Source organism: Thermoplasmata archaeon (genome assembly GCA_015063285.1).
Lineage (GTDB): Archaea > Thermoplasmatota > Thermoplasmata > Methanomassiliicoccales > Methanomethylophilaceae > Methanoprimaticola.
The window spans coordinates 21,619-38,926 of the sequence record SUST01000008.1; the positions used below are offsets into that span (position 1 = coordinate 21,619).

13 protein-coding genes are annotated in these 17,308 nt (G+C 54.6%); 4 read left to right on the forward strand and 9 right to left on the reverse strand.

Going from position 1 to position 17,308, the window contains the following annotated elements; all coding sequences use genetic code 11:
• Positions 1–124: 124 nt before the first annotated feature.
• Together gatE and gatD are read right to left on the reverse strand one after the other, a co-directional pair.
• Positions 125–1,993 (reverse strand): Glu-tRNA(Gln) amidotransferase subunit GatE, encoded by a 1,869-nt coding sequence (gatE, locus tag E7Z62_05940; protein MBE6522647.1) that lies wholly within the window; start codon positions 1,991–1,993, stop codon positions 125–127.
• Entirely contained in the window at positions 1,986–3,281 is a 1,296-nt protein-coding gene (gene gatD / locus E7Z62_05945) for a Glu-tRNA(Gln) amidotransferase subunit GatD (protein ID MBE6522648.1), read from the reverse strand. Before gatD ends, gatE begins: the two co-directional genes overlap by 8 nt.
• A 116-nt stretch (positions 3,282–3,397) precedes the next feature.
• Between gatD and hypB the strand changes: the two genes are divergently transcribed.
• Genes hypB through truA form a run of 3 tightly spaced genes read left to right on the forward strand, consistent with a single transcriptional unit; the run spans position 3,398 to position 6,155 of the window.
• Positions 3,398–4,048, forward strand: a complete 651-nt coding sequence (gene hypB / locus E7Z62_05950) for a hydrogenase nickel incorporation protein HypB (protein MBE6522649.1) — start codon at positions 3,398–3,400, stop codon at positions 4,046–4,048.
• A gap of 8 nt (positions 4,049–4,056) precedes the next feature.
• Positions 4,057–5,379, forward strand: a complete 1,323-nt coding sequence (gene purD, locus E7Z62_05955; GenBank protein ID MBE6522650.1) for a phosphoribosylamine--glycine ligase — start codon at positions 4,057–4,059, stop codon at positions 5,377–5,379.
• Positions 5,376–6,155 (forward strand): tRNA pseudouridine(38-40) synthase TruA, encoded by a 780-nt coding sequence (gene truA, locus E7Z62_05960; protein MBE6522651.1) that lies wholly within the window; start codon positions 5,376–5,378, stop codon positions 6,153–6,155. The genes purD and truA overlap by 4 nt, the downstream gene beginning before the upstream one ends.
• 28 nt (positions 6,156–6,183) lie before the next feature.
• Here the strand turns inward: truA and E7Z62_05965 are convergent, their stop codons facing one another.
• From E7Z62_05965 to pyrF, 4 genes are all read right to left on the reverse strand, one after another.
• Positions 6,184–6,834: a hypothetical protein gene (locus tag E7Z62_05965; protein MBE6522652.1), complete on the reverse strand. Its 651-nt coding sequence runs from the start codon at positions 6,832–6,834 to the stop codon at positions 6,184–6,186.
• Positions 6,835–6,997: 163 nt separating this feature from the next.
• Complete coding sequence (locus E7Z62_05970) at positions 6,998–7,768, reverse strand: hypothetical protein (GenBank protein ID MBE6522653.1); 771 nt, start codon at positions 7,766–7,768, stop codon at positions 6,998–7,000.
• A complete protein-coding gene (locus tag E7Z62_05975) occupies positions 7,765–13,224 on the reverse strand; it encodes a hypothetical protein (protein MBE6522654.1) in 5,460 nt (1,819 codons plus the stop codon). Before E7Z62_05975 ends, E7Z62_05970 begins: the two co-directional genes overlap by 4 nt.
• Positions 13,225–13,329: 105 nt before the next feature.
• Complete coding sequence (pyrF, locus tag E7Z62_05980; GenBank protein MBE6522655.1) at positions 13,330–13,974, reverse strand: orotidine-5'-phosphate decarboxylase; 645 nt, start codon at positions 13,972–13,974, stop codon at positions 13,330–13,332.
• A gap of 52 nt (positions 13,975–14,026) precedes the next feature.
• On the opposite strand from pyrF, the gene E7Z62_05985 reads away from it, so the two are divergent.
• Positions 14,027–15,076, forward strand: coding sequence for a radical SAM protein (locus E7Z62_05985; GenBank protein MBE6522656.1), 1,050 nt, complete (start codon positions 14,027–14,029; stop codon positions 15,074–15,076).
• An 80-nt stretch (positions 15,077–15,156) separates the two neighbouring features.
• On the opposite strand, the gene E7Z62_05990 is transcribed toward E7Z62_05985, so the two are convergent.
• From E7Z62_05990 to rpoA2, 3 genes are read right to left on the reverse strand one after another with little or no spacing between them, the layout of a single operon-like run.
• Positions 15,157–15,585, reverse strand: coding sequence for a NusA-like transcription termination signal-binding factor (locus E7Z62_05990; GenBank protein ID MBE6522657.1), 429 nt, complete (start codon positions 15,583–15,585; stop codon positions 15,157–15,159).
• A gap of 5 nt (positions 15,586–15,590) precedes the next feature.
• Positions 15,591–15,869: a 50S ribosomal protein L30e gene (locus E7Z62_05995; GenBank protein MBE6522658.1), complete on the reverse strand. Its 279-nt coding sequence runs from the start codon at positions 15,867–15,869 to the stop codon at positions 15,591–15,593.
• A complete protein-coding gene (rpoA2, locus tag E7Z62_06000; protein MBE6522659.1) occupies positions 15,866–17,308 on the reverse strand; it encodes a DNA-directed RNA polymerase subunit A'' in 1,443 nt (480 codons plus the stop codon). The genes E7Z62_05995 and rpoA2 overlap by 4 nt, the downstream gene beginning before the upstream one ends.

The window sequence follows — 17,308 nt, forward strand, 5'->3', positions numbered from 1 at the left end:
CCGAAGAATCGTTGGGAGATGATGCTATAATGCCATATTAGATTGTGAGCCGACATTCTAAGGTCTAGGGATGTGTGGTGAATACAGAAAAATATGCCTCCGGTCACCCGGAGGCTTTGTAGTTTCAAAGGACTTTCTTGATGGCTTCGGAAAGAAGCTGGTTGGCCTGCTTTCCGTCGATCTTTCCCCTCAGTGCACCCATGACTGGGCCCATGAGTCCACCGATCGCCGCCATGCCCTTCTCCTTGACGAAGTCGATACGCTCATTGACGATCTGCTCGATGATCTTCCTGGCCTCATCAGAGTCGACTGCCTCCAATCCGAGCTTCTTGATTGCTGCCTCGGCATCGGTGCCGTTGGCCATCTCCCTCAGTAATTTGGGCAGAGCCTCCTTCGCGAAGCGGTTCTGCTTGAGCATATCGAACACTTGGATGAGGTCGTCATCGGTGAGAGCGGTAGTGTCGATTCCGTCGTGCTCCATCTCGCTGTAGATGTTGAGGAACACCGTTGCGGCTACCGTAGCGAGGTCCTTGTTGCCTGATATGATCTTCTCGAAGCTCTCGTCATAGGACTCCCTGACAAGCTGCCTTGCCTGCTGGGCGTTGATTCCGTAGTCCTTCACGAGCCTCTCCTGGATCTGCTCGGGGAACTCCGGCATGTTGGCCTTGATCCTGTCCAGCCTCTCCTGCATGATGGTGATCGGAGGGACATCGGTCTCGGGATACATCCTGGCGGCTCCCGGCAGAGGCCTGGAGTACTTGGTGGTACCGTCTGGAAGCGGGTCCCTTGTCTCTTCGGGAACACCGATAAGACCCTGGTTGGCCCTTCCTACGGCGACCTCCAATGCCTCAGTGGCCTTCTTCTCCTTCGCTGCGCAGATGACGAATGCATCGAACTCCCCGGTCATTCCGAGGTAGTTCCTCAGCTCGTCGACGTACATCTGCTCGATGCCGTAGTTAGGCAGCTCATCCGAATGGAAGATTCCCTTGACGCCTTTGGTCCTTGCGTATCCAGCCATCTCGGAACCGAGCCTGAGGGTCTTGTTATCACCGTTCATGACACCGGCGAATCCGGGAAGCCTTACGGCGATGACCTTTCCCTTGTCGTCCAGTGCGCCCTTGATGACCTTGGACTCGCACGTCTTGAAGATCTCGGTCACATCGACTGGTTCGAAGGGAACGGCCTTCGTTCCCCTATCCCTCAGGATATCCCTGACGCGGATGAGCATCTTCTGCCTGTTGACCTCGTTCCTTACGTAATCGGGAATGAGCTTCAAGTCTCCGACTCCCTTGAGCTCGATACGTGCTCCGCCGGGGATTGAGATGTTGAGGTCCTGACGTATGGTTCCCAGTCCTCTCTTGACCCTCCTGGTGGCCCTGAGCAGGGTACCGAGTCTGAATGCGACCTCCATGACCTCTTCAGGTGTCCTCATGTCTGGTCCGGTTGCGACCTCGATCAGAGGTATTCCCAAACGATCGGTCCTCCAGAGGACCTCGCTGGTGTTCGCCTCGACCTTACGGCTTGCATCCTCTTCCAGACAGACGGACAGAATCGAAATCTTCCTGTCGCCGACATCGACGGAACCGTCTGTGGCGATCAGTGCCGTCCTCTGGAAACCGGATGTGTCCGATCCGTCGACGACGATCTTCCTCATGTAGTGGATCTCATCTATGATGTTCGCTCCGAGCATCTCGGAGAATGTGAGCGCGATGTCCATCGCATCCGGATTGCACTCGTGCGGGGGCTCTTCGTCCAACTCGACGAGACAAGAGGATCCCTGACAGCACTGGTATCTGTAACCCAGGTGCTTCTGGAACTGCATGAGCGCCGCTCTGTCGATCTCTCCCATCTCGGATGTGGTGGGCCTCTGCCTCCTGTAGATGGCCCCGGTCCCCTCCTCGTGGAGTACGCTGTCGCATGAGCAGAACAGCTTCTTTGTATCGAGCTGCTGGTGGATCTCGATACCACACATCATCTCGTAATCCTCAGACATCGATGGTCCTCCTGTCGCTCATCTCGCCTGCAAGAGGCGTCATCATGACTTTCTTCGCCTCTTCGGGAGAAGAAGTGTTGGCCAGAGCCCACATGAGTTTCACGTAGGCGGTCTCGGGGAGCATATCCCAAACCGTAATCACTCCTGCTGAAAGCATGTCCCTTCCGGTGTTGTAGACGTTCAGGTTCGTCCTTCCGTTGAGGCACTGGGAGGTCATGACTATGACCGTTCCGTTGTCGCATGCCTTCTTCAGAAGAGGGACCATGTTGGAGTTCACGTGTCCCAATCCGGAACCGGCTATGACAATCCCTTTGGACTTCATGAAGATGTCCTCGAACAGCGCGGGATCCATACCAGGATAGTACTGGAGCAGAACGCATGACTTCTCCATGGCGTTCTTCACCGTGACCTCTCCGGAGGTCACATCGTGACCCTCGATATGCATGTCTATCTTCCCGTCCTTGTCTATGTGTGCGACGGGCAGCACGTTGATGGAGTGGAATGCATCACGCCTGGAGGTGTGCATCTTCCTTACCCTTGTACCGATGTGGACTGCGAAGGAATCATCTCCGGAGGTGTCATGCATGATGACGTATACTCCGGACTTCTTTCCCTTGACGCAGAACCTGGCGCATGCCATCAGATTGCTGGATGCATCTGAGGAGGGACGGTCGGACGATCTCTGCGCACCGACCAATACGACCGGTTTCGGAACATCTCCGAGCATGAACGACAGTGCGGCAGCGGTGTATCCCATGGTATCAGTTCCGTGGGGGATGATTATACCGTCGGCTCCGTTGTCGATCTGCTTCTTGACCTCGTCGGCCAGCTGCTGCCAGTGGTCGACATCCATGTTCTCCGAGAATATGGAGAAGAGAACGGTCGCATCCACATTGGCGATCTCCCTGATCTCGGGGACCGCGTTGACCATGTCCGATGTGGACAATGCGGGGTGAACCGCTCCGGTCCTGTAATCCACATAGGATGCGATAGTTCCTCCGGTACCGATGAGCACAAGCTTGGGGAGTCCCTTCTGGAATTCCACTGGAGTCTCCTTCCTGACCCTCTCCACGGGCTTCTCAAGGACTTCGATCTTGGTCTCGGGTGTGATCCTGATACCGACGTTGTATCCGCTCTTGACCTTGATGATCAGTACGTCGGGTGCGCTGAACTCGTGGTGGGGCATCAGTGTTCCCACGGAGTTCCTGCCATCCTTGGTGACGGATAACTTGGACCCCTCGACTGCGCCGAGGGCTTCCAGCTGCTTTGAAAGCGAATCTGAGTACATGCTGTTCGGGAAACGATATCCGTGACTGTCTAAAATATATTGCGTGCGCGGGGGCGCTGTGAGAGCTTCCGTACGCAATAGTTACCCTTATTATCAGACAAGGGATATGACCAGACATGCACATAGTCCAGCCCGGAATGGAGATTGACGTTCTGAAAGAGAACGCCAAACTGGCCCACGAAAATTATCGCAAGCTCAAGGAGCACAAGATCAGATCCGTCGATTTCATGGGATCGATAGGTGCGGGAAAGACCGCCCTCATCATCAAATTGGCCGAGAAACTCAGGGCGAAGGGTGTCCGCGTATGCGCCATAGCGGGAGACGTCACCGGAGTGGATGACTACACTAGGTTCGAGAAATCCGGACTGAAGGCATTCAACTGCAACACCAAGAAGGAATGCCACCTGGACGCCCATCTGGTCAGGCACACTCTGGATGAGATAAATCTGGACGACTATGATGTGGTCTTCATCGAGAACGTGGGCAACCTCGTATGCCCGGCTGACTTCCCCCTGGGAACGGATTACAGAGTTGTGGTCATCTCCACCACGGAGGGCGACGACATGGTCAGGAAGCATCACGACATCTTCCTCCATTCGGACATCGCCATCCTCAACAAGATGGACATATGCGATGCGGTCGGTGTGGACCCCGATGTCATCGCAAGCGACTACAACAAGCTCACGGGCGGGCTGAAGAACATCTACAAATGCAGCGTCAGGAAGGACGAGGGTCTGGACGAGATCCTGGCAGCTTTGAATCTCTGAGGGATAGAATGAAGGTATTGGCAGTAGGCGGAGGCGGAAGGGAACATGCGGCAGTGGAAGCACTGTACAGATCTGGAGCGGAGATATACTCTGTCATGAAGAATGCGAATCCCGGAATAATCGCGAGATCGAAGAAGCACCTGCTCTGCAGCGAGAAGGACCTGGACAAGGTCTGTGCTTTCGCCAAGGAGAACGGTGTCGAGCTCGCCTACATCGGACCGGAGGCACCGTTGGAAGTTGGGATCGTCGATGCTCTCGAGGCAATCGGCGTGAAATGCGCAGCACCCACGAAAGCGGCCGCAAGGATAGAGACCTCCAAGACATTCATGAGGGAACTCGTGGACAAGTACAAGATCGAGGGCAACCTGGGATTCGCCCACTTCGACAACGCAAAGGATGCCGAGGCATACCTGAAGACCATCGACCACGAGATCGTTGTCAAACCCGTAGGACTCACAGGCGGTAAAGGGGTCAAGGTCCAGGGAGAGCACCTGCACAACATGCAGGAGACCATGGAATACATCAACGAGATCTTCGATGCGAACATCGGAGGAGCCGGTGTCATCCTCGAGGAGAAGGCCGTCGGTGAGGAGTTCACGCAGATGGCATTCGTCGACGGTAAAAAGATCGTCCCCATGCCCCTCGTGCAGGACCACAAGAGGGCCTACGAAGGCGATGTAGGGCCGAACACCGGAGGAATGGGCTCCTACAGCGACAACGACCATCTCCTACCCTTCATAACGGCTTCCGAAAGGCAGGCTGCCATCGAGATCATCCAATCCGTCATCGATGCGATGGCAAAGGAGGGATGCCCCTACCGCGGACCCATCTACGGACAGTTCATGCTCACCGTGAACGGACCGAAGATCATCGAGTTCAACGCAAGGTTCGGAGACCCCGAGGCGATGAACGTCCTCACCGCTTTGGAGTCCAGCTTCCAGGACATATGCTGGCAGATGGCAACTGGAACACTGAGAGACGATGTGAAGTTCTTCAACAAGGCGACCGTCTGCAAGTACATCGTACCCAAGGGATACGGGGTGAAATCCGAATCCGGACACGAGATCACGGTTGACGAGGAAGGAGTGAAGAATTCCGGTGCAGTGATCTACTACGCCAACGTGGACCAGAAGGACGGTAAGCTCGTCACAGGAACATCCAGGTCCATCGGGGTAGTCGGTATCGGAAAGGACATAGAGGAGGCCGAGCAGAACTGCGAGAAGGCGGTACAGTACATCAAGTGCGATGCCATCTTCATGCGTCACGATATCGGCACCAGGGCCCTCGTCCAGAAGAGGGTCGACCATATGAAGGAACTCCGTTCGGCATGAAGAGGGTCGTCGTCAAGATCGCCTACCTGGGCGAGGGTTTCAACGGTTCGCAGATACAGCCCACCGGAAGGACTGTTGAGTCGGAAGTCCTGAACAAGCTCATGCTTGTGACCAAGCTGACACCTGGAGAACTCGATCTGAAATTCTCGAGCCGCACAGACAGGGGAGTGAACGCACTCGGCAACGCGATTAGCTTCAACTCTATGTTCACCAACAATTCCACCCTGCTCAGAGCCCTTAACGCTGTGGGCGGGGACATCTTCTTCAGATCCGTCTGCGACGTACCCGATGATTTCAACGTACGCTTCGCAACTAGTAGGGTGTACAGATACATTCTCCCCGCCGAAGGCCTTGACATAGACCTCGCACTGGAATGCGCAGAGATATTCCTGGGAGAGCACGATTTCGCCAGGTTCTGCAAGCCCGATAACAAGCCTACGGTGGCGAATGTGGAAAGGATCGACATAGACGTGCGCGGGGACATCATGATCCTGGAATTCGAAGCACGCTTCTTCCTATGGAATATGATCCGCAGGATAGTGGGCGCCATCGCTTCAGTAGCCGGGGGAATACATGACCTTGATGACGTCCACAGAGCTTTGGATGACCTCCAGGAGATAAACTTCGGTGTGGCAAGACCAGATGCACTCACGCTGTTGGATGTAAACTATGATTGGCTTTCATTCGAAGAGGTCGACAAATCGTTGTTTGAGGAGAGGAAAACAGAGGAATCCTTCGTTCAGGACCTCCGCAGAACATTCTTCGAATCGTTATGAAAAAGGGGCAAAGCCCCTAATTGGTTTATCAGTTGGGGACAACCTGAGCAAGCATGTAACTGAACGTTACATCCTTGGATGTGTCATTCAACGTTATGATGGCATCAGAACCAGAAATACTGATTGAGATATCCTTCGTGAATAATGTGATAATGTAAAGGTAATTATCTCCAATATCCATCGTAATTGTATTGTCTTTGACACCAACAGTTGCAGTGCCTCCTGCAGGCGAGACACGAATCTTGTTATCAGAATTCAGATTGTACTCCCAAGCCTTATCGATGTTGGTTCCTGACGGCTCCAGATTGAAATGGAGTATCTTGGTAAAGGTATTGGCTGACTGAACGATCAGCTTAGGTTGATCGGCAGATTCCCATTGTGCGTACAGCTTGGTTCCGAGCATGACATTTGCGTTGGGGCCGTAGCTGGTTCCGGATCCATCCTTCTTATCGTTGTATCCTGTGCATACGTATCCGTCGCGTGTGAACAGGTTGTTGCCCAAGACCACAGTGCTTGTGCTCTTGATCATATCTCCCTCACTGGAAGTTCCGCCGTTTGCGTAGTAATAGACGTACTCCTTGTCATCGCCACCGCCGTTGCTGAACATTACTGCACAGCCTGCGACTGCGATAAGGGCTACTGCAACAACAGCGATGATCGCGATTGTTTTGTTGTCCATTTTTATTCCTCCTGGCGATTGATTGCCAAGTATCGTTAAGTCTGCAGGGCGCTATTAAAATTCAGTGGCCCAGATATCGGACGATCCGTTATTGTGGTAAAAGGAAAAGATCCTGCGGGAGACCCGCAGGCGGAAGGTTGCCCTCCCTTGATTTTTAAGGTTTTCAGCGCCTTGCCTTAGGCTTACCGTAGTTCTTGATAGGCCTGCGGTAGATGACGACAGCCCAGACGATGAGGGCGATGAGGATGATGAACGCCAGGACGACAACGAGTGTGTAGTTGTTGTCCTCAGTGTAGAACGTGTGCACCTCATCGAGACCTTTGATCATGGACGTTCCTCCGACAGCCTGGACACTGAATGTGTGCGCTCCGGGCTCGGGGTCCGCGATCCAGTCGTAGGAGACAGTTCCGGTTCCGTCAGCGGAAAGGGAAATGGTCTTGTAACTGTCATCGATCCTCTGGCCGTCCACGTAGAAGTAGACTCCGAACTCCTCGAGGTTCAGGGTGACATCCTCAGCCTTCAGGTTGACCTTCAGGACTATGGGGTTGACTGCCTTGAACACGTACTCGGAGGTGGTCTTCTTCTCGCCATCCACGGTGAAGTCAACGGAGAGTGTATACTCCCCGACCTTGCTGGGCACGCTGACCTTCAGGGTCTGCGAGACACCGCTGTCGAGACTTCCTACCGAGGGTGAGACGGCGTTGGCCTGTGCGTTACCGGACTTGTCGACGACCTTGGCAGAGTACTTGATGTCCTTGCCGACGTCGGCCTCGTCTGCGGTGAACTTGATGTCGAAGTCTTCACTGGTGGAGACCTTGTAGACGTTTGTTCCGTCATGGGTGATCTCTCCCGTGGCTGCGTCGACGCCTGCGGGCACGAAACAGAGTGCTGCCAGGGCCAGCAGGGCGACAATTCCGAATGCTACTTTATTCATCTGCGTGAGAACACACCCCCTCTCTTGGAGCCCATCCAAACAATGAGGATGAGCAGAAGGATGCTCACTCCGAGTATGAACCATACTCCGAGCGGAATTCCGGACTTCTGGTCCACTGCAGTGTCTCCGGACACTGTCATGGATTCGACCTCGACGTCTATGGTGGAAGGACTGATCGTCACGGATCCACCGGTGACGTCCGCGTTGACGGTGATCGAGGGCGCCTTGTCCATGTCTCCTCCGATCTTCATTACCTTGGCGTAGATGATGGTGGTGGACTGGGCTGCGATTATGAACTCGCTTCCGCTGTGCTCGATGTACTCGCCGTTCTGTGTCATGAGTGCGACATTGTATCCAGCCTCGGTGGTGACATCGATCTTGATACGGTCTGTCTGTCCCTCGTTGACGAAGGTCAGTGCGTACATGTACTCTGCTCCGGACAGCTTGTCCTTGTTGTCGCAGTCTGCCGCGGTCTTCATCGTGATGGACGACTTGTTGTCCCAAGTGGCTCCGTTCAGGACCTTCAGGGTCAGGCTGGAGCTTCCGTTGAAGTCGGATACAATGACCGACATTCCGACGGATCCGATTCCGGTTCCGTTAGGCTCGTAGGCTCCCTCGACGACGACCTCTTCCACGCTGTTCGCGGGGATGATGACCTGTACGACCTTATCGAGGACAAGGGCCGTTCCGGATGTCACTGCGTATGCCTTGACGGTATCGGTGTTGTTGTAGATCCTCAGACCGATCTTGGCCTTTCCGTCGTGGAACTCGGATGCGATGATGCATGCATCGAGATCGCCGTCAAAGTCGGCCACGGACTGGTTGGAGTACACGGGGATGTTCACGGTCTTGCTGCTGAAGTCTGTGACCTCGAGGTATCCCTCGAATCCGAACTTCTGGGATGCGATGGTCTTGGTCACTTCGGCGTAGAAGTCCGCAGATGTTACGGTCTCGGGGAGATCCACTGTGAATGCTCCGCTCTTGACCTCTGCAACGACCTTAACATCTCCGTTGTAGAGCACTGTGACCTCTCCGTCAGCGATGGCGCTGACGAATCCCTTGATCTCGTTGACCCTTCCCTCGGTCTTCATGTCCATGGATGCGGGTGCGCTGCCTCCCTCTGCGATGTAGAGGTATCCGTTCTTCATGTAGCCGGTGCTGGGGTTCTTCGTTGTGAGGAAGTACTCGCAGTCGTACTCGAAGTAGTAGATACCGTCCTTGTTGTAGTCGCTGTGGGATTTCTCTCCGGTGATCTCGAGATCGTCGAGTTCGTACTTGTCGATCTTGACGCCGTATACCTCGATGACGTTGAGTCCGTCGAAGACGGTCTTTCCGGGGTACACGTAGATGGTACCGTCGAAGTAGTATCCTGTGTTAGCGTTGATCTTCGCTGTGTACTGACCGGGTGCAAGCTCGGTAGGTCCGATGATCGTTGTCTCGGTCTCCTCTCCGTAGGGCTTGATGGTGATCGTGTAATCGTTAGCGATGGTGTGCTTGACGAGCTTCTCCTTCGCGATGGTGATGGTCGCGGTGACCGCTGAGGTTCCCTTCTCGAAGTTGTAGTTGAGTCCGGTAGCCTCGAATGCATCGTTGGAGATTGATCCGTTGTTAGCTATGACGGAGAGTCCGGTAGCCTCGACGGGTATTGCGAACGTTGCCTTTCCGGTCGTGTCGGTGACTGCGGGTACCGTCCATACGGTGGAACCGTAGCTCATCGTGACGCAGATCGGTGTGAAGGGCAGTCCGACGTTGGACTTGCTGGTTCCGCTTGCATACTGGTATGTGGCGGTGACCTTCCTTCCGTTCTCGAGCTCGAGGGCTCCGAGATCGGTGTCGCCCTTGACGCTGGCGTTTCCGAGGTAGACCCTGTTGCTGTCGGTGTATGCCCAGATCTTGTAATCCTTGGCGGGCAGCATGATCGCGAACTTTCCGTCCTTGTCGGTCTTGGCGGTGAACATCATATCAGAGTCGTAGAATGTGACGCTTCCCTCGGCCTCGATGCTTCCTGAGACCTTGTATGCCTTGGCGGTGTTGAGGGTCACGCTGCTTCCGGACTTGTACTCGGCCCAGTAGACGTTGCTTGCATCGACACCGTAGATAGTGAATGCATACATCTGCGCTCCGATGGAGGTGGGCAGGTACATCTTGTCTCCCTCGACTGTGATACTGAAGTTTCCTCCGTATGCTGTCAAAGGTGTGTCGACGGGGTTGGTGATTGTTACCTCGTTGGCCTCGTAGGCTGTGATGCTGACGGTCCTGTTGGTGTTGAGGATGAGCGATGTCGTACTGGCGCAGACATATCCGTCGGTGAGGGACACTGTGTAGGTTCCTCCGGCAGGCACTGTGATGACTGCCTTTCCGTCCTCGATGGCCGCGGAGTACTCGAGGTATGTCGTTGCGTTCATGGCGACGACGGTTCCGCTGGCGACGCTGTTTCCGAAGTAATCGGTGACAGTGGCGGTAATCGTGTAAGTCTTGGGGGAGATCATCAATGCGGGATTCTCTCCTGCGTAGAGTGTGACGGTTCCGCTGGCGACGGTGGCTGCAGTATCGTCGATGAGCTTGTAGCTGTACTGTCCGGGAGCGATGTGGATGTAGTTACCCTCTCCGTCCGTTGCGACTGCGGAATTCACGATTCCGAAGACGGAATTGACGTATGCCTTGAAGTCGCCCTTCTCGAGCACATACTTGTACTTGCTGTAGTCGATGTTGTCTCCGACGGTGATCACTGCCTTGAACTTGGCGGACTCCACCTGGACTCCTGCCGCTGTGGTGGTGGTCTGGAGGTCGACGTTTCCGCTCTTGAATGTCACCATGTAGTAGTCGTTGGGCACCTGTACGGTGAAGTTTCCGTCCTTGTCGGTCTTGGTCTCGGAGTAAACTGTAGTGGCTTCGTATTTGGAGTTGAAGCTCGTGACCTGAACGGTGATTCCGTCGAGGGGCTCGTTGTACTCGTTGACGACCTTGGAGCTGTACGTGGCGGATCCGAATCCGATTCCGGAGTACTCGTAGAGGATCATGGAGGACAGGTAGTTGATGGTTCCTCCGTTCTTGGACTGGAGCTCAACTGCCTTGTCGTGTGTGACGTAATTCCATCCGTCGTCCTCGCTAGTGGCGTTAGCCTTCTCGTTGTACTTGACATACCAGCTGACGATGTTGTATCCGGCCAGTCCGTATCCGGGCATGGTCTTGACGGTTCCGTTGCTGGAGGCCAGGTCGTAGAGGTACGAGAAGGATGATGTGTATCCCATGTACTCAGGGGAGGGTCCGATAAGGGCCTTCCACATGAATGTGTCGTAGAGGGCATCTGTGGCCATCGCGGGATAGTAGTTCGAGTAATATGTAATGAGGGAGTAGAACTGGGTTGCTGCTCCGTAGCTGTCGGTGGAATAACCGGCGAAGTATGCCATGGTGGAGAGCGAGTCTCCGTCGCCGTATGCGAGAGGTACCATGGATCCGTCGACGAGGTAGTATCCGATCCTGTCGCTGGACTGTCCGCAGACACTGTCGTATGCGTCCATGATCGCAGCGGTGCTCATCGTATCCGTGATGAGTTTGGTTGTGACGAGGTAGACTGCATTCTCCTCCATTACATCGGAGTTGATGTTTCCGTAGACGGATGTGTCCTTGAGGACCTCATCGACCGCGGAACTGGGGTCGTCGATGTACGCCTTGATCTCAGCGTAGAGACCGGGGTAATCCTGGAATGCCTGTGCGAAGTTGGAGTCGGTGTTGGCGCAGATCACACGGATGATCTGGGCTGCCGTTGCTCCGGCCGCTCCTTCAGCCAAGTAGATCTGGGCTGCTGCGGATGCTCCGTCACCGAATCTGTCGTTGACGGTGCTGTAACCGGCCGCTTCGACGTCGGCTGCTGTGTTGATCCAAGTGAGGACTGCGCTGTCATCGTCCATGAGCTTGAGGTCATCGTAGATGTAGGACATGGGGTATGACTCGCCGGTCTCGATTGTATATGTGGTGTTTCCGTATGCGAAGTATCCGTAATCCTCATTGCTGGAGATTCCTGCATCGACTGCGTAGACTGCTCCGGGCAGGATGACGAGGAATGCTGCGACCAGTACTGTGAGGAGGGGTACGGGCTTGATCATCTTTCTGAAGAGTCCGGGGAATCCGGCGTTCTTCATGCTTGCCCAGTATGCTTTGAGATCTACCCTGGACAGGATCTCGAAGATGACGATCGAAGAGGCCAATGCGAAGACAGGTCCTGCGACGACTGCTGCCCCGTAGGAGGTCCATGCGAAAAACCAGGGGACGAGGAGGAGCATCACGAGGAACAGCTGCTTGTGGGAGCGGTCCTTCCTTGCGTATACGTAGAATTCGTAGAGTCCCAGTGCGAAGGGCATCCACATGAGGAGCCATCCGTAGTATGAGGACATTGTAGAGATGGAAACACTGGTTCTAGCCAGTTCATCCATGAGGGGGTTGATGTAGGCATCATTGCCCACGAGGAGCGCTGTGCAGAGGTCAGAATCGATGAAGAAGAGGATGACCGCCACTGCTGCGAACGCTACGATGAATGCGGGGATCGTGAAGATCCAAGGCTTGCTTGAAACTGCCCTGAACAGGAATCCGAAGACCACCGCGACGAGAGTGATGAGAACAGGTCCGGAGAAAACCGCATCCCAAAGTCCCGCAGGGATGTAGTACACGGCACCGATGGCGACTCCGATGACCATGACGATGGAGTAGGAGTAGAGAGGTACCTTGAAATCCTTGGAGTTGAAACGGTCGAGAACGATCTGGATGACCATGACGATGATTAGAAGGACCAGGATCATGCGGAATCCGTTCCACGAAAGTGCGATGAGACCAAGGAAGAGGCCTGCGATTGCTGCTTCCTTAACGGCCAACTCGTTCTCGTTGACCTTCCTGACGAGTTTGATCATCATCAGGATGAAGAAAGCGAAGAGGAATGCTGTGAAAGCGAACTCAGTTCCGTTGGAGAACACAGATGCGCTGATAGGCAGGGCCATCAGGGCGTAGATGAGGGCAGCGACGACTCCGGTCGTGACTCCCTTGAGTTCCTTACCAACGAGATAGACGGGGAACACCGTGAGGGCTCCGAAGATGGGAGCGAGAACGGCCAGCGCAAAGGAAGCGCCTGCGAATGAACCGATTCCTGCAGCGATCATGTCGTACAGGGGCGGGTTGATATTGAGTCCCCCGATAGGGTAATTGGCTGCCGCATCAGAACCGAAGATGAAGCTGCCATTGAGTATGCTTTCGACTACATGCAGATGATATTGTGCCTCTGATCCGCCGGACAGGGCGAAGTCCCCGTCTGCGGAAACACCGTAAGCGAACACCGTTCTGAGGACAAACGCCAGCAAAGCGATGATGCAAACGGCAAGAGCACCGTGGTTCTGCAACCACCCAGCACCGCTTTCGCGGCTTACCCCTTCAGAAGGGGCGGTTGACTCTTTTCCGAATTTGCGCATTCTATAAGTCTCCGTCTTATGAATGGCGTTGATACTCGGTTACATATTAAAACGTTTAGCGCGTTTCTTTTATTATATTATAAGAGGGGTAAAGGGAGACCAGCGTCAGAGCGCTGTCCTTATGTCCTCTGCGAAGGCTAGGGCCGATTCGCGGGGGTTGTCGGAACCGTATATCGCACGGCCGACTATGGTGTACGTGGCGCCTGCACGTATCGCATCCGAGGCCTTGCCTCCCTGGGCACCGACTCCGGGAGAGAGTATCTTCAGATCGCCGATGATCTTGCGGATGTCTGCTATCCTCTCCGGACGGGTGGCGGGTGCTATGAAACCTTTGACTCCGCACTCCACCCCGAGCCTTGCCATCTCCTCGGCATGCTTCGCGGTGAACATCTTGCCTCCGGGGTGACTCATCTCAGTGACCGCGTAGATCTCGGCATCGCCGGCTGCATCGACGGCCGCCTTGAGGGAATCGTCACCTGTGAATGCATGCACTATGACTGCTGAAGCCCCTCTGGAGACAGCGTTCTCCACGATCAGCCTGACGGTGTTGGGGATGTCGGCGACTTTGAAATCGCATATGACATCAGAGAATTCGGACAGCTTGGTAATCATCTGGGGGCCTTCGGACAGGACCAGGGGCCAGTTGATCTTGATAGCATCGACCACATCGCTCACCAATTCGGCCACGTTGAGTGCTTTCTTACCATCGGTCTCGTCAAGCGCGAGAACAAGTCTGCTGTCCATCTTCATGCGTCCCGCATCCGCGCCAGTGATTATAAACTGTCGTGCCGTAACACCCGGCATGCTCAGGAAGATGGAATGCGGTTCGGCATGCAACGGACATGTGGCAAAAGGATGCGAACACTGCATCAACGGATCCAAGATGGTCCTTCTGGTTACAGGCCAGTGCAAATGGAACTGCTACTATTGTCCCGTCTCCCTGGAGAAGAAGGGCCTGGATGTCATCTACGCCAACGAGGCCAAGGTCACATCCGACGAGGAGATCATCGCCGAAGCAGAATCTATGGATGCGACGGGTACCGGAATAACCGGTGGCGATCCTCTTCTGGCCATAGACCGCACACTCCACATGATCAAACTCCTGAAGGACAGGTTCGGAAAGGAGCATCACATCCATCTCTACACCGCCACCTTCGACATCGACAAGGTGAAACAGCTGGAGGAAGCCGGTCTGGATGAGATCCGTTTCCACCCTATGGTCGGAGCATGGACACACATGGAGGACTCCGGCCTGAAGGATATCATCTCATCCACATCGATGGATGTGGGGATCGAGGTCCCCGCAATCCCTGGCAAGGAGAAGGAGCTGTCCGCTCTGGTCAGATATGCAGACTCCGTCGGTGCGAAGTTCATCAACCTCAACGAATTGGAGTTCTCAGAGAGCAATTGGGATATGATGGCTTCCCACGATTTCGAGGTGAAGGATGATATCTCCTCAGCGGTCAAAGGTTCCCACGAGACCGCGATGGCCGTCATGAAGGAGAACAAGAAGATCAACATCCACCTCTGCTCATCCGCATTCAAGGACGGGGTGCAGCTTAGGAAGAGGCTAATACGCCGCGCTCAGCACATCTGCACGGACTATCAGGCGGTCACAGACGACGGCACATTGGTCAGGGGATTCGTGTACTCGAACGACCTCGATGCGGTGGTCTCAAAGCTGCGCGAACTGGATGTTCCAGACATACTATTTTCGGTATTGGAGAACAAGGTCGAGGTTGCTCCTTGGGTACTCGAGGACATAGCCGACGAACTAGGCTTCAAGTGCTATATCTCTGAACAATACCCCACCGCGGACGGCCTCGAGGTTGAGAGGACTCCGCTCAATTGATCTTGAAAAGGAAAATGGTTTGAGAGTAAGAGGTTTGATTGATTCCCAACCGCACGATCGGCAGATCGTAAGGGGGACCGTCAGTCCACGCTGATGCTCTGGATCTCGTGATGCCTGTTCACGATGTCCCTGGCGATGCGCAGGTTCTTTCCGGCCTTGCCGATGGCGCGGCCCTTGAGCTTGGGATCCACTGTGACTGTGGCGTGAGTTATGTTTCCGCGCTGCTCGATAACGACCTTCTGAGGACCGTAAATGTGGAACACATTCTTCACAAACTGTTCCGGATCGTCAGAGTACTCTACGACCTGGATGTTCTTTCCGGTCTTATCCTTCAGCTTGATCACATGCTCTCCCTTCTTTCCGACAGCGACGTTGCCCTGTCCTTTCTCGACGACGAACACGAGTTTGTCCTCAGTGTCCATACAGTCGATGGCGTTTGCCTTGGTGATCTGCTCGAAGAGAGCGATGTACCTGAGCGTATCCTCGGTAAGTACGATATCTGCGGACATGTTCCTCACAGCGTTAAGATGTTGGAGCTACCTTTGTCAATGATTGCAAGGGCAGAGACAGAGAAGGGTTTTCCGCACAGAGCACCGAGCTCCATGTTGTTCCCGTCGTAGATGTGAACCTTTACGTTCGCGTCCTTCAGGTCCTTGCTAGGACAGTTCCTGGCCAGGATGATCATCTGGGCCTTTCCGTCCTTCACTGCTTTCATAGTCTGATCCAATCCGAACTGCACCTTTCCGGTGGTGATAGCGGATTTCAAAGCTCTGCTAATGTCTACTTCGCTCATTCTTTATCCCCCTTTTTCTTGGGTGTGTAAATAAGGTTTACAGCACCGGTACCTAAGGTGACCGGCTGTCCAACTATGATGTTCTCGGTCACACCCTCAAGGTGGTCGACCTCTCCTACCATAGCTGCGTGCAGAAGGTGCGCGGCGGTGATCTCGAAAGCTGCCCTGGCGAGAACCGAGGACTTCTTTCCGGACACTCCGTGCCTTCCGATTGCCTTCACATAACCGTCGTTGGTCATGAGATCGGCGACAAGCATGATGTGACGGATGTCGACATCAAGACCTGCCTCTCCGAGAGTTCCCATCGCTTCGTGGATGATGGAGTTCCTGGCCGCCTCGATTCCGAGGACGTCCGCAACCTCCAGGATGCTGTTCGTCATGACGTTCGGTGCATCCACTCCCTCGACTGCGAGGACCTCTTTCAGATTGCTTCCTTCAGTGACGATCTTCCAGTAGCCCTCTGTCTTGGACAGAACGGCCCTGGTGATTCCGTCGATACCTTTGATCTTGGCTGTCTTAACGGCATCATACATCGCCTGGAGTTTCTTGTAGGAAGGCTCGTCGGACTGGATCACGATGTCGTATCCCGACAGCTTGACCATTCCGCGGACTGCCTTCACTTTGTTCAGTCTGTCAACGAGCTCGTCCACCTCGATGTGCCTCTCCTCCATCTTACGGATGTTCGGCCTGACGATGAGCGTCATGTTGGTGATGTCCGTGTCGATGGTGGCGACGTCCAGGATGGATGTCATCTCGATGTTAGATGCGACGAGACGCGCGACGCTCTCGTCCTGAGCTGCGATTCCTTCGAGAGGGATGTCCATCGAAGGGGTACTGGGGATGCGCCTTGCATCCACGATCTCGATCAGACGGGGAAGTCCCTGGGTAACGTTGATGTTAGCGACTCCGGCGTAGTGGAAGGTACGCATGTTCATCTGGGTACCGGGCTCTCCGATAGAGTGGGCCGCCATGACTCCGGCGGACTCGTTCTGGTCCATCTTGTGGCGTTGATACATGTCGTAGGCCCTGACGATGAGCTCCCTGCACTTGTCATCGGGTACGTCGTGGCCCTCGATGCGTGCCGCGATGTCGACGATGATCTTCATGGGGAGTTCGATGCCTTCCTTCTGCATGATCGCCTTGAGCTTCAGCTCGGTCTCGTTGTAGGTGTAGAACTGTGTGACCTCCTCCATAGGGGTGACCACAGTCTTCTCCTCCTCCTTCTTCTTGGTGGACTTCGCCGAGGTGGTTCCGCTCTTCTTTCCGACCTTGGACAGGACGGACTTTGCCTCCTCTTCGGTCATTCCGAGCTCCACGAGCTCGGACTCGTCCGCACGGCTGATATCGCTCAGTGTGCTGAACTTCGTGAGCAGGAGCGTGGCGGATTCCTCGCTGATGTTCCTCTTAAGGAGTGCGTTCATGGTGTCTTTCTTTGCCAT

What these genes read in the sequence shown, in the direction of transcription:
- gatE (MBE6522647.1), bottom strand. Translation starts at nt 1,993, where the DNA reads ATGTCTGAGGATTACGAGATGATGTGTGGTATCGAGATCCACCAGCAG.
- gatD (MBE6522648.1), bottom strand. Translation starts at nt 3,281, where the DNA reads ATGTACTCAGATTCGCTTTCAAAGCAGCTGGAAGCCCTCGGCGCAGTC.
- hypB (MBE6522649.1), top strand. Translation starts at nt 3,398, where the DNA reads ATGCACATAGTCCAGCCCGGAATGGAGATTGACGTTCTGAAAGAGAAC.
- purD (MBE6522650.1), top strand. Translation starts at nt 4,057, where the DNA reads ATGAAGGTATTGGCAGTAGGCGGAGGCGGAAGGGAACATGCGGCAGTG.
- truA (MBE6522651.1), top strand. Translation starts at nt 5,376, where the DNA reads ATGAAGAGGGTCGTCGTCAAGATCGCCTACCTGGGCGAGGGTTTCAAC.
- E7Z62_05965 (MBE6522652.1), bottom strand. Translation starts at nt 6,834, where the DNA reads ATGGACAACAAAACAATCGCGATCATCGCTGTTGTTGCAGTAGCCCTT.
- E7Z62_05970 (MBE6522653.1), bottom strand. Translation starts at nt 7,768, where the DNA reads ATGAATAAAGTAGCATTCGGAATTGTCGCCCTGCTGGCCCTGGCAGCA.
- E7Z62_05975 (MBE6522654.1), bottom strand. Translation starts at nt 13,224, where the DNA reads ATGCGCAAATTCGGAAAAGAGTCAACCGCCCCTTCTGAAGGGGTAAGC.
- pyrF (MBE6522655.1), bottom strand. Translation starts at nt 13,974, where the DNA reads ATGAAGATGGACAGCAGACTTGTTCTCGCGCTTGACGAGACCGATGGT.
- E7Z62_05985 (MBE6522656.1), top strand. Translation starts at nt 14,027, where the DNA reads ATGCTCAGGAAGATGGAATGCGGTTCGGCATGCAACGGACATGTGGCA.
- E7Z62_05990 (MBE6522657.1), bottom strand. Translation starts at nt 15,585, where the DNA reads ATGTCCGCAGATATCGTACTTACCGAGGATACGCTCAGGTACATCGCT.
- E7Z62_05995 (MBE6522658.1), bottom strand. Translation starts at nt 15,869, where the DNA reads ATGAGCGAAGTAGACATTAGCAGAGCTTTGAAATCCGCTATCACCACC.
- rpoA2 (MBE6522659.1), bottom strand. Translation starts at nt 17,308, where the DNA reads ATGGCAAAGAAAGACACCATGAACGCACTCCTTAAGAGGAACATCAGC.